We start from the raw sequence: 26399 nt of genomic DNA, 5'->3' as shown, positions 1-26399 counted from the left end.
AGTCCGTAGACTTATTGTCCACATAAAAAGATGATCTGACCATTAAGGAGATATCAATGTCAGGTCATCTACTCGCCTCATTTGGCAACAAAGTCAAAGCGTTACGCTTAAGCAAAAACCTCTCTCAAGAAAATCTGGCGGCACTCGCAGAGCTCGATCGAACCTACATTAGCAGTGTCGAGCGTGGCAAACGCAACGTCAGCCTGTTAACCTGTTTAAACTTGCCCGAGCCCTAGAAGTAGAAACGAAAGAGTTAGTGGATATTGGGGCTGCCAATGATTAATCCGGCTATGTATTCGAGCCCGCTTAAGACGTTTTTAAGCGAGACCACCGAATCTATCCTGGGGAAACTAACCAGCGCCCACACACAAACACTTCAAAATAACGCCACTCGGGCCTGGGCATCAGAAGTCGCGCTATTAAAGCAAGCGCTTGCGACATTCCAGCCGAACAACGCTCATATTTTTATTGAAATGTACATCCCCAGGGTGGGACGGCGAGCAGACGTCATCTTAGTCTTGGAGGGTGTCATCTTCGTCATTGAATTTAAAGTCGGCACCAAACAGTTTTATTCTGCTGATATTCGACAATGCCATGGCTATGCACTCGACCTAAAGAACTTTCACAAAGGGAGTCATGACAAAGTCATAATACCAATACTTCTTGCAACACAAGCGCAAGAAACTCAAACCACATTAACGATAGACTCAGACAAGGTTGCTAGGGTTATCTGTGCTTCACCAAATAACCTTTTAAGCACTATCAATCACGTACTTGAAAAAATAGAACGAACTAGAATCGACATACAAACATGGTTAAGCTCTGGCTACCTTCCAACCCCAACGATTATCGAGGCAGCTCAAGCACTTTATAGTTCCCACAACGTCGCCGACATAACGCACAGCGAAGCTGATAAAACCTGTATCGTAACAACAAGTAAAAAAATTAATGAGATCATCGAATACAGCAAAAACAACAAACGAAAATCCATATGCTTTGTAACTGGCGTTCCCGGGGCGGGAAAAACGCTTGTCGGGTTGAACATCGCCAGCCAGCACTCCAGTGCCGACGACGCTCTATACTCTGTTTTCCTTAGCGGCAATGGCCCGTTGGTTTCAGTACTTCAGGAGGCATTGGCTAAAGATCAAAAAAATAGCATAAAGATTGCCATTAAAGATGCGCGCCGAAAGACCGAACAAATGATCCAGAACATACATCGCTTCCGCGACACTCATCTTGATGGAAGTACGCCTCCAGAAAAGGTTGCGATCTTTGACGAAGCGCAACGAGCCTGGAACAAGGAGCAAGCCAGCTCCTTCATGCAAAAAAAGCGTAATATACCAGATTTTTCCATGTCTGAGCCGGAGCTTTTAATTGAGTTCATGAATCGCCACGACGACTGGTCGGTGATTGTCGCTCTTATCGGTGGCGGACAAGAAATATACATCGGCGAAGTTGGTTTATCTGGTTGGATCGAGGCCTTAGAGCACCGCTTTAGCCATTGGGACGTTTACTACTCAAATAAGCTCTTTGACGGCAACTACATTACTGACGGTTTAAGTACAAAATCTTTCCCCCAAGCAAAGTCAATCGCCGGCTTACATTTATCAACATCAATGCGATCTTTCCGTGCCGAACATCTATCAAACGCAATACATCATCTTGTAGACGGTGACACGCTAGCCACAAAATCCGAAATACACCACCTCAAGAACCAATACCCCATTTACATTACTCGAGACCTTAAGAAAGCCAAGCAATGGATTAGAGGGCAACAACGAGGTAACGAATCCACCGGCATAATTGCATCTTCAGGCGCGCTACGCTTAAAACCAGAAGGTATCTTCGTTAAAAATGAAATAGAGCCACGAAATTGGTTTTTAAACGACTTTGAAGACGTTCGATCCTCAAACTTTTTAGAAGATGTCGCAACCGAGTTTCAGGTTCAAGGTTTGGAGCTCGACTGGTGTTTAGTCGCGTGGGACGCAGACTATCGATATATCAACGATTGTTTTGAGCACTGGCAATTTAAGGGAAGTAAATGGCAGCGGCGCAAGAGCCTCGACAACCAGCGTTACCTAAAAAATGCCTACCGCGTACTACTCACCAGAGCAAGACAAGGTATGGTCATATTTGTTCCCAATGGAACACCAGAATACATCACACGAGCTCCTAGATTTTACGACAACACCTATAATTATTTATTATCCTGCGGCATCGAACCACTCACGACTTAGCGGTATCGCTAAGTCGTGAGTTAAACAGTTAAAACAGTCAAGTTTTTATCTTCACACCTAACACTTTCGAGCATTAACCCTATCGATTACGCCAGCTACCAAGGTTTTATCAAAGACTGTCGCCGCAATATTGCCACTATCGTACGCAAAACTGGAGGGGAGCAGACCGCGGATGACGTTAAAGGAGAGTTTTGGGTAACGGCTGAAATTTTACGTAAAAAGCGCGCCATAGATATCGATTTTGCCAACCCAGAGCACCGCGAGCTTATTTTGGCTCATACTTACCAACGGTTGGTGCGCTATACCGAAACCACGGTACGTTATGCAACGAGCCTAGATACACCTTGGGATGATAGCGAAAGTAGTTTATACGACTCCACGCCAGATGTAGCAACCGCTGAGGACTCACTGGATAACGACCATAACGAGCTATTGGCCGAGCGGAAACTTACCGCACAAGGAATGAGCGTTAGCGTCGCGTGGCTGAGTTTGCTGAAGCAGAAAAAGGGACGAATGTGCTATGTCGCGCGTCATTTAAAGTTGTCGCTCTCGCACACATACCGTACTTACCAAAAAGTCCGTACGCTTGCACAGCAACAAACGCCCTTGCCACTAGAGACCGGCGGCTTGCCACATGAGGCGATCAGGCCCTGGAGAAAATTTCGTCAATATCGCGCACCAACACAATTGGCGTTTGAGTTTGATTCTGGCTTTGCGTTCTAGCGCCGGATCTACTCAATATTCTGCACCTGCTCGCGCATTTGCTCGATCAACACTTTTAACTCTACCGCCGCTTGAGTGGTCTCACTCACCACGGATTTGCTAGAAAGAGTATTGGCCTCGCGGTTGAGCTCTTGCATTAAAAAGTCGAGCCGGCGGCCGAGGGAGTTTTTTTGCTTTAAAGTGCGGCGCACCTCAATAATGTGCGTATCCAAACGGTCGAGTTCTTCATCGACGTCGGCCTTTTGCGCCATTAGCACGATCTCTTGCTCTAAGCGATCCGGGTCTAACTCTACATCCAATGCGGCGATTTTTGTTTGCAGTTTTTCGCGCTGGGCTAGCAAAATATTGGGCAGTTGCTCGCGCACGCTAACCACCTCAGCGGCAATGGCATCGAGGCGCTGATTAATGTAAACGGCCAACTCGGCGCCTTCGCGGGCGCGATTGTCGATCAGTTGATCGAGCGCGTCGGCAAATAATGCCAGTGACCGCTCATGCAAAGCATCGCGGTCTAGCTCGCGCACGATTTGTACGCCGGGCCAGCGTAATACCTCAAGCGGGTTAACTGGCGCGCAGTTATCCATTTGCGCGTCGATGCGACGGCAGGCATCGGCCACTTGCGCCAGGCGGTCGGGATCTAAGCCAATACTGGCATCGCCGCCTTGCTCGGGCTGCAAGTGGATGGTGGCTTCTAATTTGCCGCGCTGGAGCTTTTTGCGCACCGTCTCGCGCAGGGCGGTTTCGATTTCACGAAATTCTTCGGGCAGGCGCAGATGCATTTCGAGGTAGCGGTGATTCACACTGCGCACCTCCCAGACTAGGGTGTATTCGGGGGATTTGGCTTCGGCCCGGGCAAATCCGGTCATACTGCGTGGCATGGGTGATCCCTTTGTCTAGTTGCTACTGTCTGAGTACAACCGGACAACAAATAACGCGAGCGAGGCCCTTTGTCCGGCGGCGGTAAAACGTTAACATGAACCTTGATGTTAACACATGCCATCAGGCAACCGCCTGAGTTTGCAAACCGACAGGATCTTTATATGCAACGCCCTAGTGGACGACTTCCCAACGAATTACGCCCTATCACTATTACCCGCCACTACACCAAGCACGCCGAAGGCTCGGTGCTGGTAGAGTTTGGCGACACCAAAGTGTTGTGTAATGCCAGCGTTGTGCCCGGCGTACCTCCATTTTTGCGCGGCCAAGGGCAAGGCTGGCTGACCGCCGAATACGGCATGCTACCCCGCTCTACCGGCAGCCGTATGGGGCGCGAAGCAGCCCGCGGTAAGCAGGGCGGCCGCACAGTCGAGATTCAGCGCTTGATTGGCCGCTCGCTGCGCGCTGCTGTCGACTTAAAGCAGCTGGGTGAAAACACCATTCATATCGACTGCGATGTGATTCAGGCCGACGGCGGCACCCGCACCGCCTCTATCACCGGCGCCTGGGTGGCGCTGGCAGATGCTATCGCGCACCTAGAAGCCAACCAGCTGGTTAACGGCAAACCGATGCTGCGAGCGATTGCGTCTGTCTCTGTAGGGATTTATCAGGGCGAGCCGGTGTTGGATTTGGATTACCCGGAAGACTCCAACGCCGATACCGATATGAACGTGGTGATTGCCGACGATGGCGGCATGATCGAGGTGCAGGGCACCGCCGAAGCCGAGCCTTTTACCGAGGAGCAGTTCTCGGCCATGTTAAAACTGGCCAAAGACGGCATTGCCGAGCTCAACCGCCTGCAAAAAGCGGCGCTAGAGCACTAAACATTAACGAGCCAGAAAAAAGGGGAGGCATTTTATGCCTCCCCTTTTTTGTGCGGTTGTCGCGCAGCGGTATTACAGCTCGATGTCGTAATCGACAATCACCGGTAAGTGGCTAGAGAACTGGCCGTTTTTGTAGATAGCACCATACTCGACCCGCTGGCCAAGGTTGTTAGAGGCCACCTGCAAATCGGTACGCCAGCCAGGGCCGGTGCCAATTTTGTTACTGGGCCACCAACTATATTCGTCCGGATCGCGAATCGCACGGCGAAAGGCATCGACGTAGCCAATCTGGTTAAACAGCTGGCTCAACCACTGACGCTCGTGGGGCAAAAAGCCAGACTCGCTTTGCAGCGCATCTGAGTCGGTGACATCGCGCGGCGTATGCGCCATCTGCCAATTGCCACAAAAGATGTATTCGCGGCGCTTGCGGGTGATTTTTTCCATGTGCGCTTGCAGGTCGTCAAAAAAGTTAATTTTAACCTCTTGTGACTCAACCTCTGAACTGGCGCTGGGCGCGAGCAGTGAGCCGATACTCATATGCTCGTAATCAACCTGCAGATAGCGCCCTTCCATATCGACACCCGATGAAAAGCCCAACCCAAAAATCAGTGCTTTGGGTTGCTTACGGGTGTAGATCGCCACGCCGTTATAATGCGGCGTACCGGAATCGAAAAAGTAGGCAAAATAGCCCTCGGGATGAAAAACATCATCGTCCAGCTCGTACTCGAGCGCCCGCAAATCTTGCAGGCAGATGACGTCCGCATCCTGACTGTCCAGCCAATCGTATAGGCCGCGCTGCGCCGCTTGAAAAATACCGTCGACGCTCAGACTGATAACTCTCATGTTAGCCCCTTTATTGCGGACTGTGTATGATACCCGAGCTTGGATCGATTGTGTTAGCTGCCGTCGTGGCAACAGTCATTTGCCGGTGTTTTTTAGCAAAACTTATTGTTATTGGCTAAATTTTCACCAACGCAGAATGATTCTACACAGCTCGTCCGCTTGTTTATAATAGCGTGTTTTGCCGGTTACATCTAAGGAACGTACAAATATGCACGATTATCAGCGCGAATTTATCCAGCTGGCCATCGACAACCAAGCGTTGCAGTTTGGTGAGTTTACGCTCAAGTCCGGGCGGGTTAGCCCCTATTTTTTTAATGCCGGGCGGTTTTTTCAAAGCGGCGGCGGCCTGGCGAAAATGGGGCGGTTTTACGCGCAGGCGTTAATCGACAGCGGCGTTGAGTACGATTTGGTTTTTGGCCCGGCTTACAAAGGCATCCCATTGGCCAGCGCCACCGCGGTAGCACTAGCCGAGCAACACGGCCAAGACGTACCCTACTGCTTTAACCGCAAAGAGGCCAAAGACCACGGCGAAGGCGGCTCGCTGGTGGGCGCGCCACTTACCGGTCGCACGGTTATTGTGGATGATGTGATTACCGCCGGCACCGCGATTCGCGAGGTGATGGCTATTATCGCTCAGTCTGAGGCCACCCCAGCGGCGGTGCTGATCGGTGTGGATCGGCAAGAAAAAGGCCGCGCGGAGCTATCGGCCATTCAAGAGGTCGAGCAAAGCTATCGCATTCCAGTGATCAGTATTGTTAACCTTGACGATATAATCCGTTATCTTGAGACAGAGGGTGGCAACAATAAACTTGAAGCCATTAAAACGTACCGCGACCAGTACGGCGTTTAACCGCGTAGCGATATCAAGGAGCACAGGATGAAGAGCACACTCGGCGGACATTTTTGCAGCGCACTACTGTTAACGTTAGCACTGCTAAGCGCACCGCTGTTGGCCGAGGAGCCAGACACTGGCCCCGATAGCGTGCTCTTTAGGTATAAAAACGCAGACGGCAACTTGGTGGTACAACAAAGCATCCCACCGGATGCCGCTGCGCGCGGCTACGACATTATTACCAGCACCGGGCGCATACTCAAAACAGTAAAAGCCTCGCCCAAGGGGGCGGATGCTGTGAGAGCCGCCGAACGAATGCGCCGCGAGGCTGAGTTGGCCGAATGGGATGCCAGATTAAAGCGGCGCTTTAGTACGGTAAAAGATATTGAGTCGGCCAAGCAACGCAGCCTAACAGAGCTGCGCGGCAACCTGAGTATTTTGCGCGCTAACCTTTCGGGTGTTACCTCACAATTAGAGGAGCAACAACGCCGCGCGGGGATTATGGAGCGCAACGGCCGGCCGGTATCGGACACCTTAAAAACCAATATTGCCGCCCTAGAGGCCGAGCTGGTAGAGATTCACAAACAAATAGAGCAGCGCGGGCAAACGCTAGAGGGCGCCGCCGCTAAATTTGATAAAGATATTGAACGGTTTAAAGAAATTAACCCTTAGCGTTGCCCGCCGCAGGCAAAGCAAGACTAAGCGACGGGTGCGCTTTCACGCATCAGACCCTGCGCAATAATGGGCCACTGATCTTCCCAGTACTGCGTGGGTAAACGGCGAAACTCACTGCGCACAAACTGCGTAATGCGCCCATCGGCCAAGCTCATAAGCATATTGGCTGCTGCCGATAACGGCAAATTTGGGCGCAGCCCCTCACGCAACTCGGCCTCGCGAATAATTTGCTTTAACTGGGTCTCTACCCGCTCAAACAGTTGCGCAATACGGTTGCGCAACCGCTCTGTCTCGCCGGTAAGCGCATCGCCTGTGAGTAGGCGGGTAATGCCGGGGTTGCGCTCGGTAAAGGTTAGCAATAAATACAAAATCTTTTCTAGCCGGTGCAGCGCTTGGGGCTCTTCACTTAAAATTAATTTAATACGACTGAAGATGGTCTCTTCAATAAACTCAATCAAGCCTTCAAACATCTTCGACTTGCTGGGAAAGTGGCGGTACAGGGCCGCCTCGGACACGCCCACTTCGCGCGCCAGCGCGGCGGTGGTAATACGTGCGCCAGGGCTGGCCTCTAGCATGGTTGCCAGCGACTCGAGGATCTGTTGACGGCGAGATACTTTTTGACTGCTTTTAGTGCTCATAGCGCGACTGCTCTTGTCGTTTACGCCTGCTCTCATCGCGACAGGTCGGTTTGTCGTTGGTCGTGCTGACTTTGCCGCAATTTGGCAAAGCTCGATAGAGTGCGCCCGAAGCCCCCAAACTCTATCGATTGCGTGTTCTATTATCCCTGTTACTATTCTAGCGGCAGCCCCGTGCCGGTTGCCAGCGTTAAAGACTCACTTAAGCCGGCATAGCCTTGTTGGTGATCAATGTGCCCACCCCAACGTCGGTAAATATCTCTAGCAGCACAGCGTGCGACACACGGCCGTCGACAATATGAGCGCTGGTAACACCACACTTAACCGCATCTAGGGCGCAGGCGATTTTCGGCAGCATACCGCCGTATATCGTGCCGTCGGCGATAAGCTCGTCGACCTGGGCGGTGGAAAGCCCGGTGAGAATTTTGCCCTCTTTGTCCAGCAGACCCGCGACGTTGGTCAGTAGCATCAGCTTTTCGGCCTGTAAAACTTCGGCAATTTTACCGGCGACTAAGTCGGCATTAATATTGTAAGAGGCGCCGTCTTTGCCCACGCCAATGGGCGCAATCACCGGAATAAAATCGCTGTTTAGCAGCATATCGATGACCGCTTTATTGATCGAGGCGACTTCACCCACATGCCCGATGTCGATAATCTCAGAGGCGGACACCTCGGGGCTGGTGGCTTTAACCTCAAGTTTTTTGGCGCGAATCAGCTGGCCGTCTTTACCGGTAACGCCAATCGCCTCGCCACCGTTGCGGTTAATGAGGCTCACAATTTGTTTATTAACTGTGCCGCCCAAAACCATCTCGACCACGTCCATGGTTTTGCTGTCGGTCACCCGCATACCGTTTACAAACTCGGAGTCGATATTAAGCTTTTTTAGCAAATCGCCAATTTGCGGACCGCCGCCGTGCACCACAATCGGGTTCATCCCCACCAGCTTCATCATCACGATATCGCGGGCAAAGCTATTTTGCAGCTCTTCATCGACCATGGCGTTACCGCCGAATTTAACCACAATGGTTTTGCCGGTAAAGCGTTGAATATAAGGCAGTGCCTCGGTCAGCACTTGGGCAATATTCATCGCCGCGTCGCGGTTCAGTGACATAATTAAAAGTCCAAATTCAAAGTGTTATCAATCTTTTTAAGCTCGCGTTTAAACAGCAGCTTAAGCTTTTCCAGCACCGCCTCGGACTCGGCCTCAAAACGCAGGGTAATCTCTGCCCCAGTGTTAGAGGCGCGCACCAAACCCCAGCCTTTAGAAAAGTCCACGCGTAAACCATCGATGGTGGTGGCCTTGCCGTTCTGGAACTCGCCCTGAGCAATTAGCTTTTCAACCAAAGCGAATTTTTCTGATTCGGCAACGGCAACGCGAATCTCTGGGGTAGAGGGCAGCATTGGGAACGCCGCAAACACATCGTCGATCGATTGATCGCGCAAAGTGATGATCTCGAGCAGGCGTGCGGCAGTATACAGACCATCGTCAAACCCGTACCAGCGCTCTTTAATAAAAATATGGCCCGAGTATTCGCCACCCAGCAGCGCACCGGTCTCAATCATTTTGTGCTTCATATGCGAGTGACCGGTCTTCCACATAATGGGGCGGCCCCCGTAGCCGGAGATAATCTGGTTGAGCTGCTTCGAGCACTTCACATCAAACAGAACATCGGCGCCTGGGTTACGCGAGAGAATATCTTTGGCAAATAGCATTAATAAATGATCGGGCCAAATAATGTGTCCGGCGGGTGTGACTACCACCAAACGATCGCCATCACCGTCAAACGCCACCCCCAAGTCGGCATCGGTTTCACGCACTTTGGCCAACAGATCTTGCAGGTTTTCCTCAAGGCTCGGGTCGGGATTGTGGTTAGGAAAGCTACCATCGAGCTCGCAGTGCAGCGCAATAACGTCGCAGCCGAGCTCTTCAAACAGCGCCGGCGCGACGCTACCGGCCACCGCATTGCCGGCATCGACGACAACGCGGATATCACCGGCGAGCGCGACATCCGAGAAGATACGATCGATATAATCGGCCACTACCTCTATGTGCTGCTCTTGGCCGTCGCCCTCAAGGTATTTACCGGCCACGATGCGCGAGCGGATATCTTTAATGGCGCCATCGGCGAGCGTTTCACCGTTAATAACCATTTTAAAACCATTGTATGGCGCCGCATTGTGGCTTGCCGTAACCATCACCCCACTGCTGGTTTGATCCAGCTCAAACGTGGCAAAGTGCATCAGCGGTGTGGGCACCACGCCAATATTAATAACGTCACAACCGCTGGCCAGTAATCCCGCAATCAGCTGCTCACACAGCTCGGGGCTATGGGTACGAGCATCGCGCGCGACGATAATACTGTGTTCGCCCTGCTCTTGTACCTCGCTGCCTAGCGCTAAGCCAATCTGGTGCGCCAGCTCGGCCGTAATACCGCCAGGGCCAACCTCGCCGCGAATGTCATATGAGCGGAAAACATCATCCGGTACCTCGCGCGCTTGTGGAGCCGGTGCGGGGGCCGGCCGACGCGGCGCGCTATGGTCGAGCCCGAGAATATCTTCATCCTCTTCAATGACTTCAATATCAAGAATATCCTGGCTCAACGCATTGCCACTCGCGCCGGCTCGCTCGCCATCTTGCTCTGGCTTTGCCTCTGCCTGGGCGTCGACATACTGCTTGGGCAGCACCAGCCCTTCGCCCGCCGGCGCTTTTTTCGGCCGGACCAACACACGACTTAACAGCAGTGACAACACCAGCCCCACCACCACAGTTAGGCTCAACACTAAAAGCCACATGCCCGGCAGCTCTTTCGACTGAGCGACCAGAGCCGCCGACGGCGTGTACTCGACACTTAAATAACTACCCGCCACTTTGCGCGTTACCGCCGGTGCCGCTTGCCCGGCGCCATCATTGAGTAGCTCAAATGGCCGGGCGCTGGAGAACTCTTGGCGCAGCGAAAGTCTGCCCAATGTATCTTGATTAGTCGTAATAATCTGGTTAATAGCATCCGCAGAATAAGTCGCAAGCAGCGCCCCGGTGACGCTATCCCCCTGAGGAGGAACGGCGCTGGCAAGCTGCAACTGCCACACGCCATCGATAGGGGCGGCTTCAGGCAGGGTGTCCTGGCGGCGATAAGCGCGGCGCAAAAGATCCAACTCGGCATAACGCAGCGGCGCTTGATGGTTAGGCTGGATACGCGCCTGCCCCGACGTAAAAGCGCGCAGCGCCAACAAGTTCTCACTGCCGACACCCAATAAGGTGGCAACGTTATGAAGCGCACCCGCCTCGTCGCTTTGCAGAGCGCTCAGCAGCGCCGGATTTTGCGCCCAGCGCGTTAGCTCGCCACGGCGCTCGGCAAGATAACTCTCAATGGCGCTTGCCGCTTTTCCGGCACGCGCGGTGGCAGCATCTTGCACTCGCTGTCGCTCGGTTTGCACCACCATAGACTCGTACAACCAAAACCCGAGTAAGGCATTAACGGCAATGGTCACGCCCACCAAAATAAACAGTAGCTGATGACGCTTTTTATAAAGCTGTTGTTGCGCCTCCATAGCTCGACGCTCGGCGCGGGTCATGCGTGGTGTGGCACCATCGGTACTGGATTCTGGTGCACTGTCCGCAGGATCTGAAACCGGCTTTTTGCTCATGAGGCGTCCTTTTAACTTTTTATGAAACCTGTTTTTGACTCAGTAGATTACAACCGCTCAGCCAACAGAGCTATTAACTCGCGCGCTAACTGGGGTTTGCTGCGCTGATCAAAACGGGTTTCGCCCCGGCGATCAATCAAGGTCACAGCATTGTCGTCGCTATTAAAACCAATACCCGCCGCACTGATGTCGTTGGCAATCACGCAGTCGACTTTTTTACGCACCAGTTTATCGCGAGCGTACTCTAAGACCCGCTCAGATTCTGCCGCAAACGCCACGGTAAAGGGCGCCGCGTCCAGCGCGGCGACGCTGGCAATAATATCTGGATTCTTCACAAGCGTAAGCGTCATAGTGTCAGCGTCAGACTTTTTCAGCTTTTGCTCGGCGATGTTGGCCGGGCGAAAATCCGCCACGGCTGCCGCGCCGATAAATAAATCGCTGCCAGCAGCGTAATCTAAACAGGCCGCCAACATATCATCGGCTGAGATGACTTTTATGTGCTCAACTCGCTCGGGCGGCGCCAACTGACACGGACCACTGATCAATATCGTACGCGCCCCCGCTTCGGCCGCGGCCTCAGCAAGGGCGTAACCCATTTTGCCGGAGCTGTGGTTGCTCAAATAGCGCACCGGATCAATCGCCTCGCGGGTTGGGCCGGCGGTAATCACAACGGTCTTACCGGTTAGGGTATCCACGTTGAACATCTGCTCTAGCTGCGCCGCCAGCTCGACTGGCTCCAGCATACGACCGGGGCCAAACTCGCCACAGGCTTGTTCGCCGCTGCCCGGGCCCAGCACGATGAAATCGCGCTGGCGCAGGCGGGTAATATTAGCCTGCGTACTGGGCGCATCCCACATGGCCTGATTCATCGCCGGGGCAATGGCGATAGGCGAGCGTGTCGCCAAACACACGGTCGACAGTAAATCGTCCCCCATACCGCCACTTAAGCGAGCTAAAAAATCGGCGCTGGCCGGCGCTATTAATGTTAAGTCCGCCCAACGTGCCAGCTCTATATGTCCCATAGCCGCTTCGGCCTCGGGGTCGAGCAGTGACGTATGTACCGGATTGCCCGACAGCGCCTGTAGCGTAAGCGGCGTAATAAATTCACAAGCGGCCATGGTCATCACCACCCGAACGCTCGCGCCCCGGCGGCGCAGCTCGCGCACCAACTCGGCGGTTTTATAGGCGGCAATACCGCCCGTCACGCCCAGCAGTATGCGCTTGTTTTGTAGAGTGGACATCCCAAACTCCGTTGGCCATAGGGCTGGATTTGTCTCAGTTTTCTCAGCTTGCGCCGGTAAACTTGACCGCAAACGACAAAGATACCATTCTTGAAGGTAATTTCGTATATCGACGCGCCAGGAAAGCGCCCGGCGGCACCGACCGCAACCGACGACAAGGAGTCCTCCGATGGCGATACACCAGTGGCCCGAGCAAGAACGCCCCCGAGAAAAACTGCTGCAGCGCGGCCCCACCAGCCTCTCCGACGCCGAGCTGTTAGCGATTTTCTTGCGCACTGGCTGTGCTGGCAAATCGGCGGTAGACCTAGCCCGAGAGCTGTTACACGAGTTTGGCGGCCTGCGGCCGTTACTGGAGGCCTCGCAACCGGATTTTTGCCGCGGGTTAGGGCTGGGCTCCGCCAAGTACGCCCAGCTGCAAGCCGTATTAGAGATGGCCCGCCGCCACTTAAGCGAAACACTTACCACCGGTGACGCCCTCACCAGCCCCGATCTGGTGCGTCGTTACTTAGTCGCTCAGCTGCGCCACAGCCCACGGGAGATATTTGCTCTATTAATGCTCGACAACCAGCATCGGCTTATCCGCTACGAGCCATTGTTTTTTGGCACGTTAGACGCCGCGAGCGTCTACCCTCGCGAAGTGGTCAAACTGGCTTTGGCCAACAATTGTGCCGCGGTGATTTTAGCCCATAACCACCCCTCGGGCGTCGCCGAGCCAAGCCAGGCCGACCGGCACATCACCGAGCGCTTAATTAAGGCGTTGGAGCTGGTCGGCGTGCGGGTGCTAGACCATATGATTGTCGGCGATGGCGAGGTCAGCTCATTCGCCGAGCTTGGGCTGCTGTAACGGCCACCACCCGGTCATAAACCCGACAAACCCTCCAATTGAGCAAAATTTCGCACTTTTCTGGTCAAAAAAGCAACTAGACGTTGATATTGGGGGGCGCTTTTGGTATAAAACGCGGCTCTTTGCGGCCGGGTTGTTCGGCTGACCCTGAAGATCGGGATTGTGCCGCTGCCGACACCGGTAAATGGCACATCAAACAACCCGCACAGGCTAGCCGCGATTGGATAAACAGGCTGCTCAATGAATTCTGCTCTGGGCTGCTGTCGGCCTTATGAAGGCAAGCAGCCGAGCGCGATTAATCAGGTTAAGAGGCAAAACAATGTCTAAGGTATGTCAGGTTACCGGCAAGCGTCCCGTGACCGGAAACAATGTTTCTCACGCAAAGAACCACACCAAGCGTCGTTTTTTGCCAAACTTGCACACTCACCGTTTTTGGATCGAAGCAGAGAAACGCTTTGTGAAACTGCGTGTGTCTGCAAAAGGTATGCGAGTGATCGACAAACGCGGCATCGAGTCAGTATTGACCGACCTGCGTGCTCGTGGTGAAAAAGTCTAATTTAGGAGATATATCATGCGCGAGAAGATTCGTCTGAATTCGTCTGCAGGTACTGGTCACTTTTACACGACCGACAAAAACAAGCGCACCATGCCCGAAAAAATGGAGATCAAAAAATACGATCCCGTTGTTCGTAAGCACGTTGTCTACAAAGAAGGCAAAATCAAGTAAATACTGATTTTACCTTTGCACAAAAAAGCCCGGCCAGCGATGGTCGGGCTTTTTTGTGCTTAAAGCCTGAGCTCGGACGCCTGCCGTGGGCACCTTTTACGTCAGAGCTCAGACGTCCGACGTTTATTTCGGATATATCGTCTCGACCCCTTCGGCACACCCCAGCAGCAACACATCGGCGCCGCGGCGGGCAAATAAACCGCTCGCGACCACACCGGTCAACTGATTAATATCTGCCTCCAGCTGCTTGGGGTCAACAATCGCGAGCTGATGCACATCGAGAATGACATTGCCGTTGTCAGTCACCACCCCCTCGCGATACACCGGACTGCCACCCAACTTAACCAGCTCGCGCGCCACATACGAGCGCGCCATAGGAATCACCTCAACTGGCAACGGGAAGCTACCCAGCACATCGACCCACTTACTCTCGTCGGCGATGCACACAAACTCGCGGGCCACAGCGGCGACAATTTTCTCGCGCGTCAGTGCCGCACCGCCGCCTTTAATCAGCGCCAGTTGCGCGTTTGACTCGTCGGCGCCATCCACATAGGCCACTAACTCGCCCACACTGTTTAAATCCAGCACCTCAATGCCCAGCGCTTTAAGTCGCGTGGCCGAGGCATCGGAGCTGGCCACAGCACCGGCAAATTGGTCTTTTAGCTCGCCCAGCATGTCGATAAAGAAATTTGCCGTCGAGCCAGTGCCCACACCTAAAATGCTATCGGCTTGCAGTTTTGGCGTAATGTATTCGATAGCCGCACGGGCCACCGATTGCTTAAGCTGGTCTTGGTTCATGGCAACCTCGCAGAGAGTCATCGGGACACTTATTATACTCGCTCGGCAGCCGATTATGTGACGGCGGATGTAAGGCGTGTATAAATTGTTTATGATGGGCAGCTTTCCATCCAATCGCTGTACTCAACTATAGACTTAGCCATGCCGGACTCCTACATAAAACGTATTCTTAATGCTCGCATTTATGACCTCGCGGTCGAGACGCCACTGGAGCGAGCGCGACTCCTGTCGCAGCGCACAGGCAACAATGTCCTATTAAAGCGCGAAGACCTGCAGCCGGTCTTCTCGTTTAAGATTCGCGGCGCCTACAACAAGTTATTGCAGCTAACCGATGAGGAGCGCAAACGCGGTGTTATTGCCGCCTCGGCCGGCAACCACGCCCAAGGCCTGGCGCTGGGGGCGCAGCATTTGGGCGTTAAAGCAACCATTGTAATGCCGCGTACCACCCCAGCCATTAAAGTGGACGCAGTGCGCGCCCGTGGCGCCAAAGTGGTACTGCACGGCGATAATTTTGACGAGGCCTCAAAGCACTCGCAAAAATTGGTTGAAGAAAAAAACCTCACCTACATTCACCCGTTTGACGACGCCGATGTGATTGCCGGACAAGGCACCGTGGCGATGGAGATTTTGCGCCAGTACCCCAAACACATCGATGCGATTTTTGTTCCGGTTGGTGGCGGCGGCCTGGGTGCTGGGGTCGCGGCTTACGTAAAATACGTGCGCCCAGATGTTAAAGTCTTTGCCGTCGAGTCGGCCGAGTCGGCCTGCCTCGCGGCCGCGCTCGAGAGCGGTCGCCGGGTAAAGCTGCCGCAAGTGGGCATTTTTGCCGATGGCGTCGCTGTGGCGCAAATCGGCAAAGAGACCTTTCGCGTTCTAAAAGAAACCATCGACGGCGTGATTACCGTTAATACCGATGAGATCTGCGCGGGCATTAAAGATATTTTTGAAGACACCCGCTCGATTGCCGAACCCGCCGGCGGCGTAAGCGTTGCCGGGCTTAAAAAATACGTGGCCGAAAACAACATTGAGGGACAGACCTTAGTGGCCATCGACAGCGGCGCCAACATCAACTTCGATCGCCTGCGCTATATCTCCGAGCGAACCGAAATTGGCGAAAAGCGCGAGGCCATTTTGGCGGTAACCATCCCCGAGCGCACCGGCGCCTACAAAGAATTTTGCCGCGCGCTGGGCAAACGCAACATCACCGAGTTTAACTACCGCTTTGCCGACTCCGACCAAGCGCGTATTTTTGTCGGTATACAAGTAGGCACCGACCCCAGCGACCGCGAAGAGCTGGTAAGCGACTTGCGCGCAAAGGGTTACGACTTGGTCGACATGACCGACAACGAAATGGCCAAGCTGCACATTCGCTACATGGTTGGCGGCCACGCGGTACAAGTCTCCGAGGAAATGGTGTTTCGGTTTGAATTCCCCGAGCGCCCCGGCGCCCTGTTGGCATTTTTAACCGAAGTCGCCGGACGCTGGAATATCTCGCTGTTTCACTACCGCAACCACGGCTCTGCGTACGGCCGGGTCTTAGTCGGCATGCAAGTGCCCGAGGCCGAGCGCGCCCAAGTGAGAAAGTTTTTGGCCGAGATCAATTATCCGTTTTGGGATGAGACGGACAACGAAGCGTATCAGTACTTTTTGGCTTGATGGGGGTTACGGGTTGCATAGCCTCACACTAAAAGCTTGAAGCAGATCGTCGCCGTAGTACTTAGAAGCTACCATTTGCTAGCTCACGGCACCATACGACTGTCTATCGTGTAGTCTTAAATTTGCTTGCCCTCTGTCGCCGGGCAGGCGAATGACTTTTCTGTTTGGCCAGAAAAGTCATCAAAAGAGGCCACCCCGGCATCTCAGCCCTTCGGGTTCCCTCGCTCCGGCCTATTTTAGCGGGCCGTCTCGACAGGCAGTCCCTTGCCTGACGAGACTTGCGCAAATGTCCTATTTGCTTACCCCCTAAAATAGGCCTACGCTCGGCTGGCTGCAGGGGGCTCGATACTTCGTAGATAGCTTGGAAATAAGCTAACTATAAATATACTGACTAACATTGCCCTGAAAGAAGAGCGACTCCACACATCAAACAGCAAAAAAACCATCAACGAATCGCAATATACTCCCGCTCGGTGGCAATACCATCGAGCGGCACATCCCAACTGGCCAGTGCCAATGCATCAACCTCTTGGCAACTGTGCGCCACCCCCACCAACCGCGGGCGCTTAAAGCCTTTGCCACGGCGCTTGGCCGCGAACGTGGTGTCGTAAAAGCCACCGCCCATACCTAACCTGCCGCCGGCGCGATCAAACCCCACCAAAGGCAACAGCACCACATCTAGGTGACGATTATTAAGCGGCGCACGGGCGGGACCGACTGGCTCGGGAATACCAAAGCGATTGGGAGCAAAGCGGGTGTTGCGGGCAAAAGGGGTAAACCAAAGGTGGCGCTTTAACCACGGGTGTAACACGGGTAAATAGCAGCGCTTGTTAAGCCGCCAAGCGGTTGCCGCGACCGGGCGTGGGTCTATTTCGCCATCGCTTGGCCAGTAGAGGGCAATGCGTTGCGCGCGGTTAAACCACGGTTGTTTTTGCAGCTGACGCAGTAAACCGGCACTGGCCCTGGCTTGAACTGCAGGCGATAGAGACCGGCGACGGGCACGTAGCAAGCGGCGCAATTCACGACGATTACTGTTAGTGGAGCGCGCGCTCGTTGGCGCATCGGTAGCGGTATTGTTAGTTACGGGAAGGTTGGTGCGGGTCATAGGCAAGAAATTAAAAACCCCAAGATGCCGCTGTCAAGTTGGCCTTGAACCCTAGAGTTCAAGGGGTGGCGCCTGCGATATTATTAGGCTTTCCGTCGTGCGGACATGCTCACAAATACCGACGAGGCACTACCTGGTACAGCAGTATCGGCTCAAGGACTTAGTCGACTGGCGTACATCCCAGGGTGTGTTTGTATTATAACGCAAATTGCCGTTCGACCCCAAAAACTTCTGCCACCAATTGCGATTACTTAGCGGATAATTGATCCAGCTGCGCTTCAATTTTACTCTGCATGCGGTCGAGCGAGGCTTGATTGGCGCCAACCGAGGCGCCTGACTGCTGCGCCAGCAGCAACTCATGGCTGAGGTTAAGCGCCGCCATCACGGCGATGCGCTCTAAGCCAATAACACCGCCCGAGCTTTTGATCATACGCATGCGCTCATCCAGCACTTGCGCCGATTGCACCAGCGCCACGCGCTCGTCTGCCGGGCAGGCCACTTGATAATCTTTATCGAGAATTTTTACGCTGACGGTTTCGTTACTCACCGGAAATACCTCTTGCGGCTGTTGCCTGGAGCAAGTTTTACTGCGCTTCCAGACTTTTCAGTCGGGTGATCATGGCCTCGACGCGCGAGCGCGCCAGCTCGTTTTTCTCTACCAAACGCACTCGCTCTTGCTGCCACTCGCTCTCGCGGGTTTTTAGCTCGGCGTTTTCCTGCTGCAAGCGACCGCACTGGCGAATCAACTCATCCAGCTTAGCTTCCAGTGTAAGTATAAAATCTTCAGACATAGCGGCAGGTGACCAATTGGGCTTCAGCGGCTACTATATTGCGCCCCACGCAGAGGGTCAAATGTTGTTGCCGCAATATCGTGCATAAGCCAAAGCACACGATTTTTTTGTGATATTTGCCCATATAGCGCTGTCCAGATCAGGCCGAATACAACACTCGTGGTAGCATAAGCGCCGTTAATAGAAGGGTTACTCATGACAGAAATCGAAAGAACCGAAAGCGAATTTGACCGCTGGGACGAATTGCTCGACCCACTGGGTGCCGTAAACAGCCCCGCCGAACTGCAAGGTATGCTGTGTGGCCGGCTCTGTGGTGCCCCGCTGAACGAGGCCGACTGGCTGCGTTTGGTGGACGAGTTTATGGCGCTAACGGAAACCCCTGATACCGCCACGGTTGATGAGCTGATTAAATTACTCACTGACACTAAAGCACAGCTGACCGGTAAAGGTTTTAGCTTTGTGCTGTTTTTACCTGACGATGAGCAGGGCATGTCCGAGCGGGTAGAGGCGCTGTCGCAGTGGTGCCATGGATTTTTATCCGGCTTTGGCGCCGCCGGCGTGGTTGAGCGCGGCAATTTACCCGAGGAAGTACAGGAAACGTTAAGCGACTTTGCCGCCATAATCCAAGTACAAGCTGACGACAACGATGCCGCCAGCGGCGAAGCCGATTTTATCGAAGTGGCCGAGTACGTGCGCTTATCGGCCCTTAGCCTGTGCCAAACCTTTGGCGAATATGATACGGCCGACAACAGCGCCAAAAGCACTAAAACGCTTCATTAATGGCACGCGGCTATTAAGCACCGACGTAGCAAGCGATTTTTACCACCGAACATCGAGGTCTGCATGCGCATCACCAAAGCCGAATTCGCCCGCCGCCGCAAAGCCCTAATGAGCGTTATGGAGCCGGACAGTATCGCCATCGTGCCGGCCGCGCCCGAGTGCACGCGCTCGCGCGATACCGAGTACCCCTATCGCCAGGACAGCGACTTTTTTTACCTTACCGGTTTTCACGAGCCAGAGGCGGTAGTTGCGTTAATCCCCGGTCGCGAGCACGGCGAATTTGTCCTGTTTTGCCGCGACCGCGACCCCGAGCGCGAGATTTGGGACGGCTACCGCGCCGGCCCCGATGGCGCCTGTAAAGATTATGGCGCCGATGACGCCTTTCCTATCGACGACATCGACGATATTTTGCCCGGCCTATTAGAGGGCCGCGAGCGGGTCTATTACGCCATGGGCAAAGACGCCGGTTTTGATCGGCAAGTAATGGACTGGGTAAACACCATTCGCGCCAAGGTGCGCTCGGGCGCGACCCCACCGGGCGAGTTTTTAGATTTATCGCACTTTTTACACGATAACCGCCTTTACAAAAGCGCCGCTGAGGCCCGGGTTATGGCCGAGGCGGGCGAAATTTCGGCCCGTGCCCACGCCCGCGCCATGCGCTATTGCCAACCCGGCGTCATGGAGTATCAGCTAGAGGCCGAGATACTGCACGAGTTTGCCATGGCCGGCGCCCGTCACCCCGCCTACAGCACCATTGTCGGCGGCGGTAAAAACGGCTGTATTTTGCACTACATCGAAAACGACGCCGCCCTCAAAACCGGCGATTTAGTGTTAATCGACGCCGGCTGCGAGCTAGAAGGCTATGCCGCCGACATTACCCGTACCTTCCCCGTCAGCGGTAGCTTTAGCCCCGAGCAGCGCGCCCTGTACGAGATCGTACTGGCCGCCCAAGATGCAGCCATGGCCACCCTAAAACCCGGCGCCCACTGGAACGAACCCCACGAGGTTTCCGTGCGGGTAATCACCGAGGGCTTAGTCAAACTCGGTTTGCTTGAGGGCGAGCTGGACAAACTCATCGAGGACGGCGCCTACCGCCGGTTTTATATGCACCGCGTTGGCCACTGGCTGGGCATGGATGTACACGATGTGGGCGACTATAAAGTCGGCGGCGAGTGGCGCGTGCTGGAGCCGGGCATGGTAATGACCGTCGAGCCGGGCATTTATGTCTCGCCCGATGATGAGCAGGTCGCGCAAAAATGGCGCGGCATTGGCATTCGCATCGAGGACGACGTCCTGATTACCAAAGACGGCTGTGAGGTACTTACCAAAACCGTCCCCAAAACCATTGACGCCATCGAGGCACTAATGGCCGAGGCGGCCAGCGCGCGAGGCGCGTAAGGTGAGCGAGCAAGAGGCGCCACTGGACCTTGCCATAGTCGGTGCCGGCCCTGCCGGTGCCTGCTTAGCGCTGCTGTGCGCGCGCGCCAGGCCAGACTGGCGCATTGCCATTGTCGACCCGCACCCCCGCGTGCCAGACAGCGGCCCCTATCACCCAAGCTTTGATGCCCGCGCCACGGCGATATCGGCCGGCAGCGCGCAGCTGTTTGACGAACTGGGCCTGTGGCAAACGCTGCAGCGCCACGCCACCGCCATCAGCGCCGTGCATGTCTCAGATCGCGGTTACTTGCCCGGCCAAATGCTGGATGCCAGCGCGACCGGCATGGACACTCAAGGTTATGTTGTGCCCAATACCTGGCTGGGCCAAGTGTTGTTGCGCGCGCTCAGCGAGCAGAGCAATATTCAGCAACACAAGGCCGGCGCTACCGGCTTTGTGCCGCAGGCCGGCAGCGGTCGTCTAATGCTCGACAACCACCTTGCCCCGTTAACGGCGCGGCTAACCGCACTGGCCGACGGCGCCAATTCGCCGCTGCGCCAAGCGCTGGGTATTACCACCCAAGACAAGCCCTATTATCAAAACGCCATTATCGCCAACGTCCGCTGCGCTAAACCGCACCTGGGCGTCGCCTACGAGCGCTTTACCGAAACCGGCCCACTGGCGCTATTGCCCCTTGGGCAGTCGCCACAGGCGCGCGAGATGGCGTTGGTATGGACGCAACCCAGCCATCGCGCCAGCGACCTGCAAAACGCACCCGACACAGAGTTTTTAGCGCGTTTGCAACAGCACTTTGGCCACCGCTTGGGCCGTTTTATGGCGGCGAGCGAGCGCCACAGCTACCCGCTGGTGCTGCGCCAAGCACGCGAGCAAGTGCGCTCAAACTTAGTGCTCGTGGGCAATGCGGCGCACTTTTTACACCCAGTGGCCGGCCAGGGTTTTAATTTGGCCCTGCGCGACTGCGCGGCCCTGTCGCGCACCATTACTGCCAGCGACAGCCCCGGTGAGCTGAGTGTGCTGCAAGGCTATCTTGCCCAGCGCGAGCGCGATCAGGCCATCACCTCTCGCGCCGGCGATGCCATGGTGCGGCTGTTTAGCACCACAGCGCTACCCGCGGTTGCCTTGCGCCACTTAGGGCTGCTCAGCCTGGAGCTGGCACCGACACTGCGCAGCGCCTTTGGCAGGCAAATGATGGGGCTTACCCGCACAACCCAGGAGGCCCGACATGGTTAGGACAAACTACGACATTATCGTGGTGGGCGCCGGTATTGTCGGCACCAGCATCGCCGCCCACCTCAGCCAAACGCTGGCGCCCCATACCCGCATCGCGTTAGTGGCACCGGCGGCCCAGCCGGCGACCGCCCCAGAACCGTTTGACCCACGCGTGGTGGCCCTGACGGAGGCGTCGCGCCAACTGCTCGAGCAGCTCGGTGTATGGCGCAGCGTGGCCGAGCAGCGCGCCTGCCCGTACCGCGATATGCATGTGTGGGATGGCGAGGGCGCCGGTCACATCGAATTTAGCGCCCACGACCTAGGCCGCGATACCTTGGGCCATATTGTCGAGCATCGGGTACTCAACCAAGCCCTTGAGCGCGCCCTGGAATTAACCGCCGTCGAGCGCTGGCAACAGCCCGTTAGCGCGCTATTACGCCAGCCCGATGGCAGCATTAACGGTGTCGAGTTAAGCACCAACGAACCCCTGCAGGCGCCCCTGATTATTGCCGCCGATGGCGCCCGCTCGCTCCTGCGCAAAATGGCCGCCATCGACGAGCGCCAGTGGTCGTATCAGCAGAGCGCTATCGTCGCCACCGTGCGCAGCCAAGCGCCCCACGGCTTGGTGGCTAGGCAGCGTTTTATGAACACCGGGCCGCTGGCGCTGCTGCCGCTGATCGATACCCCGCACGCGAGCGACGGCCACCACTGCTCGATCGTTTGGTCGGCCGATCAGGCGTTTGCCGACTCGCTTATGGCCCTTGACGATACCGAGTTTTGCCAAGCGCTGGAGCGTCACTTTGAGCGCCGTTTAGGCACCATTGAGCACGTCAGCACGCGCCATGCTTTTACTTTGCACCAGCGCCACGCCACCCGCTACGCACAGCGGGGTTTAGCACTTGTCGGCGATGCCGCCCACAGTATTCACCCGCTAGCCGGCCAGGGGGTTAACCTGGGCTTACTGGATGTTGCCTGCTTAACGCGCGAGCTACAGCGCGCCCAAGAGCGCGGCCTGAGCACTGGCGAGTACGCCACCTTGCGCCGCTACGAGCGCCAGCGAATGGGCCACAACTTGACCATGATGGCATCTATGGAGGGCTTTAAACGCCTGTTTGGCAGCCGCCAGCCGGGCCTTACACTGCTGCGCAACCGCGCCTTAAGCGGTGTAAACACACTGCCGGCGTTAAAGAATTTACTGGCGCAACAGGCGATGGGACTATCGCTCTAAGCCTCCCTTGATCACCCAACGAGCTAAACACCATGACCAAATCAAAAATTCCCCACCTGCTTAACGCCTTGTTATTGCTCTGGTTGCTGGCCAGTGCGGGAGTGCTTGCCTCGGAACTTAAAATACAAACCGTTTTTGCCGCCGTACTAACCTTGGTTATTGCCGTATTTGTCTGGAAGCGTATGCGCTGGGGATATTTTGCCGCTGCCGCCTGGGGCTTGGCCTGCTACCAACTGGCCAAAGAGGGGCTGGCTCTGGAGCAAGTAAAGCGCCCTGCCATGTTAGGGGGCTTTGCTGTGGTGATTATTGCCCTGTATTTGCACGAAGTTTTCTGCCGCCGCCCCAAAATAAAACAATCCTCCTCCGACTCGTAAAACCGCGTTATTGACTGTCTAAAATCGCCCACAAAGCTATTGAACTGGCCATACTGAAGTGCTTTAATTTTGACCAGTAACGTTTAATGTAAGCGCCTCAACGTTACGGACAACTAAGGTCAGCCGGGCTGACAACGGACGCAGACGAGGGTGTTATGTCGGAGCAATTGGTCACTGGTGTCGTTAAATGGTTTAATGACGCAAAAGGTTATGGGTTTATCGAGCGCGAAAGCGGCGCGGATGTATTTGTACACTTCCGGGCTATTAACGGCACTGGCCGTCGCACGTTATTAGAGGGGCAAAACGTCTCTTTTGAAGTGGTAGAGGGCCAAAAAGGTCCGCAGGCAGAAAACGTTACCGCCCTGTAAGCCACAACCCACCTAAAGTTTTGTTTGCGCGCGCGGTAACTCGCACGGCAATAGTACTCGCGCCCGTGCCCGCACCCAGTGTGGGCGCGGGCGCTTTTGTGTTTGTATAGGCCTATATGTCTGATCTAAGCGTTGTTATCTGGTGTTTTGTTATTGTTGCCGTGGTCTACTACTGGTGGCGCGCGCTGCAATCAAAAGCCGTGGCGCTTGGCTGGGCACTGCGCCACTGCAAAGAAATGGACGTGCAGATGCTCGACCAGAGCGTGTATCTGCGCCGCCTGTGGTTTAAGCGTAACAGCCGCGGTGCAATGGCGCTGTGGCGCGCCTTTTACTTTGAATTTACCGCCACCGGCGAGGACCGCTATACCGGCCGTGTGATTATGCTCGGCCGCCGGGTAGAGACCGTACAACTCGATCCACATCGCATGCACTAAAACCCCAATTTTTCGCAAACCGTGAATTGTTGGCCACTTGCCGATATAATTCGCGCTTTGCTTCCACGCAGCCCGACTGCGACTTCGGAGAACACCCATGTCTGAGCGCCAAGCGCAAGTATCACGCGATACTCTGGAAACCCAGATCAGTGTCGAGCTCGACCTCGACGGCACCGGCTGCGGCACCTTTGATACCGGCGTGCCCTTTTTAGAGCACATGATGGATCAGATCGCCCGCCACGGCATGATCGATCTGAACGTTAAGTGTAAGGGCGACACCTACATCGACGATCACCACACCGTCGAGGACATTGGCATCACCATCGGCCAGGCGATTGCCCGCGCTGTGGGCGACAAAAAGGGCATTCGCCGTTACGGCCACGCCTATGTGCCACTGGACGAAGCCCTATCGCGGGTGGTGATCGACTTTTCCGGCCGCCCGGGTCTGATCATGAAGGTGCCCTTTACGCAAAAACGCGTCGGCGCATTCGATACCGAACTGTTCTCAGAGTTTTTTCACGGCTTTGTCAATCACGCGCAAGTCACGCTGCACATCGACAGCCTGCGCGGCGACAACGCCCACCACCAAATAGAAACCGTGTTTAAAGCCTTTGGCCGCGCCCTGCGTATGGCGCTCGAGCCAGACCCACGCATGGCCGGTATTATGCCCTCCACCAAAGGCAGTTTATAAGCAGGTTTTATGAGCGAAACAGTAGCGGTTATTGATTACGGTATGGGCAACCTGCACTCGGTTGCCAGCGCACTGGGTAAAGTGTGCGACCACCAAGTGCTAGTCACCAGCGATCCGGCCGAGATCGCCCGCGCTGACCGGGTGATATTCCCGGGGGTGGGCGCTATTGGCGATTGCATGGGCGAGATCAAACGCCTCGGTTTTGATGCAGTGCTACGCGAGCAAGTGGCCAGCGGTAAACCCGTACTGGGTATTTGCGTCGGCATGCAGGCACTGATGAGCAGCAGCGCCGAAAGCGGCGGTACCGAGTGCATCGACTTATTTGCCGGCAATGTCGAATTTTTTGGCAACCAGCTAAAAGGCGATCAGGGCGAAGTGCTAAAAGTGCCGCACATGGGCTGGAACCAAGTGCATCACAACGATCACCCGCTGTGGGCCGACATCGCGCAAGACAGCCGCTTTTATTTTGTGCACAGCTACTACGTACAAAGCGCCAACACCGAACAGGTCATGGCCAGCTGCCATTACGGTGTCAGCTTTGCCGCGGCGGTCGGTCGCGACAATGTTTTTGCGGTGCAATTTCACCCCGAAAAAAGCCACACCGCCGGCTTACAGTTACTTCACAATTTTGTCCGCTGGAACGGTCAGAGCTAACGCATTAAGAGAGACTTAACATGTTAATTATTCCCGCCATCGACTTAAAAGACGGCCAGTGTGTCCGTTTACGCCAGGGCCTGATGGACGACTCTACGGTTTTCTCTGACGATCCGGTGGCCGTGGCCGCCCAGTGGGTCGAGGCCGGCTGCCGCCGCTTGCACTTAGTGGATTTAAACGGCGCGTTTGCCGGGGCACCGGTTAATGGCGAAGTGGTCACCGCAATTGCCAAAGCCTACCCTAAACTGCCGATTCAAATCGGCGGCGGTATTCGCAGCAAAGAAACCATTGAGCACTACTTAAACGCCGGCGTCGAGTATGTGATTATCGGCACCAAAGCGGTAAAAGAGCCCGAGTTTATTACTGATATTTGCCGCGAGTTTGCCGGCCATATTATTGTTGGGCTGGATGCCAAAGACGGCTGGGTTGCCACCGACGGTTGGGCCGAAGTCTCTAACGTTAAAGCCACCGATTTGGCCAAACGCTTTGAAGCCGACGGCGTCAGCTCGATTGTGTACACCGACATCGCCCGCGACGGCATGATGCAAGGCGTAAACGTCGAGGCCACCGTGGCCATGGCGCAGGCATCGAGTATCCCGGTGATTGCCTCGGGCGGTATTACCAACATGGACGACATTCGCGCGCTTAACGCGGCCAGCGACAAAGGCATTTGCGGCGCCATTACCGGTCGCGCGATTTACGAGGGCACACTCGACGTGGCCGAAGCACAACAATACTGCGACAACGCGGAGTAAG

General features: G+C 55.1%; 30 protein-coding genes and 1 other RNA gene. 20 read left to right on the top strand and 11 right to left on the bottom strand.

The annotated features are described in order from the left end of the window. Positions 1–56 precede the first annotated feature (56 nt). The 3 genes from AACY82_RS10280 (at position 57) to AACY82_RS10270 (ending at position 2960) form a co-directional block, all read left to right on the top strand. Positions 57–236 (top strand): helix-turn-helix transcriptional regulator, encoded by a 180-nt coding sequence (locus tag AACY82_RS10280; RefSeq protein WP_339616722.1) that lies wholly within the window; start codon positions 57–59, stop codon positions 234–236. A gap of 39 nt (positions 237–275) precedes the next feature. Beyond that, entirely contained in the window at positions 276–2237 is a 1962-nt protein-coding gene (locus tag AACY82_RS10275; RefSeq protein ID WP_339616721.1) for a DUF2075 domain-containing protein, read from the top strand. Positions 2238–2507: 270 nt separating this feature from the next. After that, positions 2508–2960 (top strand): hypothetical protein, encoded by a 453-nt coding sequence (locus tag AACY82_RS10270; protein ID WP_339616720.1) that lies wholly within the window; start codon positions 2508–2510, stop codon positions 2958–2960. Between the two features lie 8 nt (positions 2961–2968). On the opposite strand, the gene AACY82_RS10265 is transcribed toward AACY82_RS10270, so the two are convergent. Beyond that, positions 2969–3835 (bottom strand): YicC/YloC family endoribonuclease, encoded by an 867-nt coding sequence (locus AACY82_RS10265; protein WP_339616719.1) that lies wholly within the window; start codon positions 3833–3835, stop codon positions 2969–2971. Positions 3836–3997: 162 nt separating this feature from the next. Between AACY82_RS10265 and rph the strand changes: the two genes are divergently transcribed. Next, complete coding sequence (gene rph, locus AACY82_RS10260) at positions 3998–4717, top strand: ribonuclease PH (RefSeq protein WP_339616718.1); 720 nt, start codon at positions 3998–4000, stop codon at positions 4715–4717. Positions 4718–4789: 72 nt separating this feature from the next. On the opposite strand, the gene AACY82_RS10255 is transcribed toward rph, so the two are convergent. Then, the gene (locus AACY82_RS10255; RefSeq protein ID WP_339616717.1) at positions 4790–5560 is read right to left on the bottom strand and encodes an exodeoxyribonuclease III; all 771 of its coding nucleotides are present in this window, start codon (positions 5558–5560) and stop codon (positions 4790–4792) included. A 208-nt stretch (positions 5561–5768) separates the two neighbouring features. Here AACY82_RS10255 and pyrE point away from each other — a divergent pair, with 208 nt between their 5' ends. Together pyrE and AACY82_RS10245 are read left to right on the top strand one after the other, a co-directional pair. Continuing rightward, entirely contained in the window at positions 5769–6410 is a 642-nt protein-coding gene (gene pyrE / locus AACY82_RS10250; protein ID WP_339616716.1) for an orotate phosphoribosyltransferase, read from the top strand. Positions 6411–6437: 27 nt separating this feature from the next. Further along, complete coding sequence (locus tag AACY82_RS10245) at positions 6438–7064, top strand: hypothetical protein (RefSeq protein ID WP_339616715.1); 627 nt, start codon at positions 6438–6440, stop codon at positions 7062–7064. 26 nt (positions 7065–7090) lie between these two features. Here AACY82_RS10245 and slmA read toward each other — a convergent pair whose 3' ends face one another. From slmA to coaBC, 4 genes are all read right to left on the bottom strand, one after another. Then, on the bottom strand, positions 7091–7705 hold the full coding sequence (gene slmA, locus AACY82_RS10240; RefSeq protein ID WP_339616714.1) for a nucleoid occlusion factor SlmA: 615 nt from the start codon (positions 7703–7705) through the stop codon (positions 7091–7093). Positions 7706–7904: 199 nt separating this feature from the next. After that, complete coding sequence (gene argB / locus AACY82_RS10235) at positions 7905–8813, bottom strand: acetylglutamate kinase (RefSeq protein ID WP_339616713.1); 909 nt, start codon at positions 8811–8813, stop codon at positions 7905–7907. A gap of 2 nt (positions 8814–8815) precedes the next feature. Beyond that, positions 8816–11347, bottom strand: a complete 2532-nt coding sequence (locus AACY82_RS10230; RefSeq protein WP_339616712.1) for a phosphomannomutase/phosphoglucomutase — start codon at positions 11345–11347, stop codon at positions 8816–8818. A 47-nt stretch (positions 11348–11394) separates the two neighbouring features. Next, the gene (coaBC, locus tag AACY82_RS10225) at positions 11395–12588 is read right to left on the bottom strand and encodes a bifunctional phosphopantothenoylcysteine decarboxylase/phosphopantothenate--cysteine ligase CoaBC (RefSeq protein ID WP_339616711.1); all 1194 of its coding nucleotides are present in this window, start codon (positions 12586–12588) and stop codon (positions 11395–11397) included. A 169-nt stretch (positions 12589–12757) separates the two neighbouring features. On the opposite strand from coaBC, the gene radC reads away from it, so the two are divergent. The 3 genes from radC (at position 12758) to rpmG (ending at position 14159) form a co-directional block, all read left to right on the top strand. After that, positions 12758–13432, top strand: a complete 675-nt coding sequence (radC, locus tag AACY82_RS10220) for a DNA repair protein RadC (RefSeq protein WP_339616710.1) — start codon at positions 12758–12760, stop codon at positions 13430–13432. A gap of 319 nt (positions 13433–13751) precedes the next feature. Continuing rightward, positions 13752–13988, top strand: coding sequence for a 50S ribosomal protein L28 (rpmB, locus tag AACY82_RS10215; RefSeq protein ID WP_339616709.1), 237 nt, complete (start codon positions 13752–13754; stop codon positions 13986–13988). 15 nt (positions 13989–14003) lie between these two features. Continuing rightward, positions 14004–14159, top strand: a complete 156-nt coding sequence (gene rpmG, locus AACY82_RS10210) for a 50S ribosomal protein L33 (RefSeq protein WP_012489089.1) — start codon at positions 14004–14006, stop codon at positions 14157–14159. Between the two features lie 123 nt (positions 14160–14282). On the opposite strand, the gene rpiA is transcribed toward rpmG, so the two are convergent. Next, on the bottom strand, positions 14283–14957 hold the full coding sequence (gene rpiA, locus AACY82_RS10205; protein ID WP_339616708.1) for a ribose-5-phosphate isomerase RpiA: 675 nt from the start codon (positions 14955–14957) through the stop codon (positions 14283–14285). A 141-nt stretch (positions 14958–15098) separates the two neighbouring features. On the opposite strand from rpiA, the gene ilvA reads away from it, so the two are divergent. Further along, a complete protein-coding gene (gene ilvA / locus AACY82_RS10200) occupies positions 15099–16613 on the top strand; it encodes a threonine ammonia-lyase, biosynthetic (RefSeq protein WP_339616707.1) in 1515 nt (504 codons plus the stop codon). 445 nt (positions 16614–17058) lie between these two features. On the opposite strand, the gene AACY82_RS10195 is transcribed toward ilvA, so the two are convergent. The 4 genes from AACY82_RS10195 to AACY82_RS10180 form a co-directional block, all read right to left on the bottom strand. Continuing rightward, positions 17059–17718, bottom strand: a complete 660-nt coding sequence (locus AACY82_RS10195) for a 5-formyltetrahydrofolate cyclo-ligase (RefSeq protein ID WP_339616706.1) — start codon at positions 17716–17718, stop codon at positions 17059–17061. Between the two features lie 12 nt (positions 17719–17730). Then, positions 17731–17908: non-coding RNA, 6S RNA (gene ssrS, locus AACY82_RS10190), on the bottom strand. A gap of 57 nt (positions 17909–17965) precedes the next feature. After that, positions 17966–18265, bottom strand: a complete 300-nt coding sequence (locus AACY82_RS10185; protein ID WP_339616705.1) for a cell division protein ZapA — start codon at positions 18263–18265, stop codon at positions 17966–17968. A 37-nt stretch (positions 18266–18302) separates the two neighbouring features. Next, positions 18303–18509: a TIGR02449 family protein gene (locus tag AACY82_RS10180; RefSeq protein ID WP_339616704.1), complete on the bottom strand. Its 207-nt coding sequence runs from the start codon at positions 18507–18509 to the stop codon at positions 18303–18305. Between the two features lie 195 nt (positions 18510–18704). Between AACY82_RS10180 and AACY82_RS10175 the strand changes: the two genes are divergently transcribed. The 10 genes from AACY82_RS10175 to hisA all read left to right on the top strand — a co-directional run bounded on the left by AACY82_RS10175 (position 18705) and on the right by hisA (position 26398). Then, on the top strand, positions 18705–19289 hold the full coding sequence (locus AACY82_RS10175; protein ID WP_339616703.1) for a UPF0149 family protein: 585 nt from the start codon (positions 18705–18707) through the stop codon (positions 19287–19289). Positions 19290–19352: 63 nt separating this feature from the next. Then, complete coding sequence (gene pepP / locus AACY82_RS10170; protein WP_339616702.1) at positions 19353–20687, top strand: Xaa-Pro aminopeptidase; 1335 nt, start codon at positions 19353–19355, stop codon at positions 20685–20687. Position 20688: 1 nt separating this feature from the next. Beyond that, positions 20689–21915: a 2-octaprenyl-6-methoxyphenyl hydroxylase gene (ubiH, locus tag AACY82_RS10165; RefSeq protein ID WP_339616701.1), complete on the top strand. Its 1227-nt coding sequence runs from the start codon at positions 20689–20691 to the stop codon at positions 21913–21915. Next, on the top strand, positions 21908–23122 hold the full coding sequence (locus AACY82_RS10160) for a UbiH/UbiF/VisC/COQ6 family ubiquinone biosynthesis hydroxylase (RefSeq protein ID WP_339616700.1): 1215 nt from the start codon (positions 21908–21910) through the stop codon (positions 23120–23122). Before ubiH ends, AACY82_RS10160 begins: the two co-directional genes overlap by 8 nt. A 32-nt stretch (positions 23123–23154) precedes the next feature. Then, positions 23155–23496 (top strand): hypothetical protein, encoded by a 342-nt coding sequence (locus AACY82_RS10155; RefSeq protein ID WP_339616699.1) that lies wholly within the window; start codon positions 23155–23157, stop codon positions 23494–23496. A 155-nt stretch (positions 23497–23651) separates the two neighbouring features. Then, a complete protein-coding gene (locus AACY82_RS10150; protein WP_339616698.1) occupies positions 23652–23864 on the top strand; it encodes a cold-shock protein in 213 nt (70 codons plus the stop codon). Between the two features lie 116 nt (positions 23865–23980). Next, positions 23981–24298, top strand: a complete 318-nt coding sequence (locus AACY82_RS10145) for a DUF3301 domain-containing protein (protein ID WP_339616697.1) — start codon at positions 23981–23983, stop codon at positions 24296–24298. 97 nt (positions 24299–24395) lie between these two features. After that, positions 24396–24989, top strand: coding sequence for an imidazoleglycerol-phosphate dehydratase HisB (hisB, locus tag AACY82_RS10140; RefSeq protein ID WP_339616696.1), 594 nt, complete (start codon positions 24396–24398; stop codon positions 24987–24989). Positions 24990–24998: 9 nt separating this feature from the next. Then, complete coding sequence (gene hisH / locus AACY82_RS10135) at positions 24999–25643, top strand: imidazole glycerol phosphate synthase subunit HisH (protein WP_339616695.1); 645 nt, start codon at positions 24999–25001, stop codon at positions 25641–25643. 20 nt (positions 25644–25663) lie between these two features. After that, on the top strand, positions 25664–26398 hold the full coding sequence (gene hisA, locus AACY82_RS10130) for a 1-(5-phosphoribosyl)-5-[(5-phosphoribosylamino)methylideneamino]imidazole-4-carboxamide isomerase (protein WP_339616694.1): 735 nt from the start codon (positions 25664–25666) through the stop codon (positions 26396–26398). The last annotated feature ends 1 nt before the right edge of the window (position 26399 follow it).

This window comes from uncultured Gilvimarinus sp. (assembly GCF_963972205.1).
In the GTDB taxonomy this organism is placed as follows: Bacteria; Pseudomonadota; Gammaproteobacteria; order Pseudomonadales; family Cellvibrionaceae; genus Gilvimarinus; species Gilvimarinus japonicus.
Note: the sequence above shows the minus strand (reverse complement) of the source record. Positions and strands in the feature narration are given on the sequence as shown.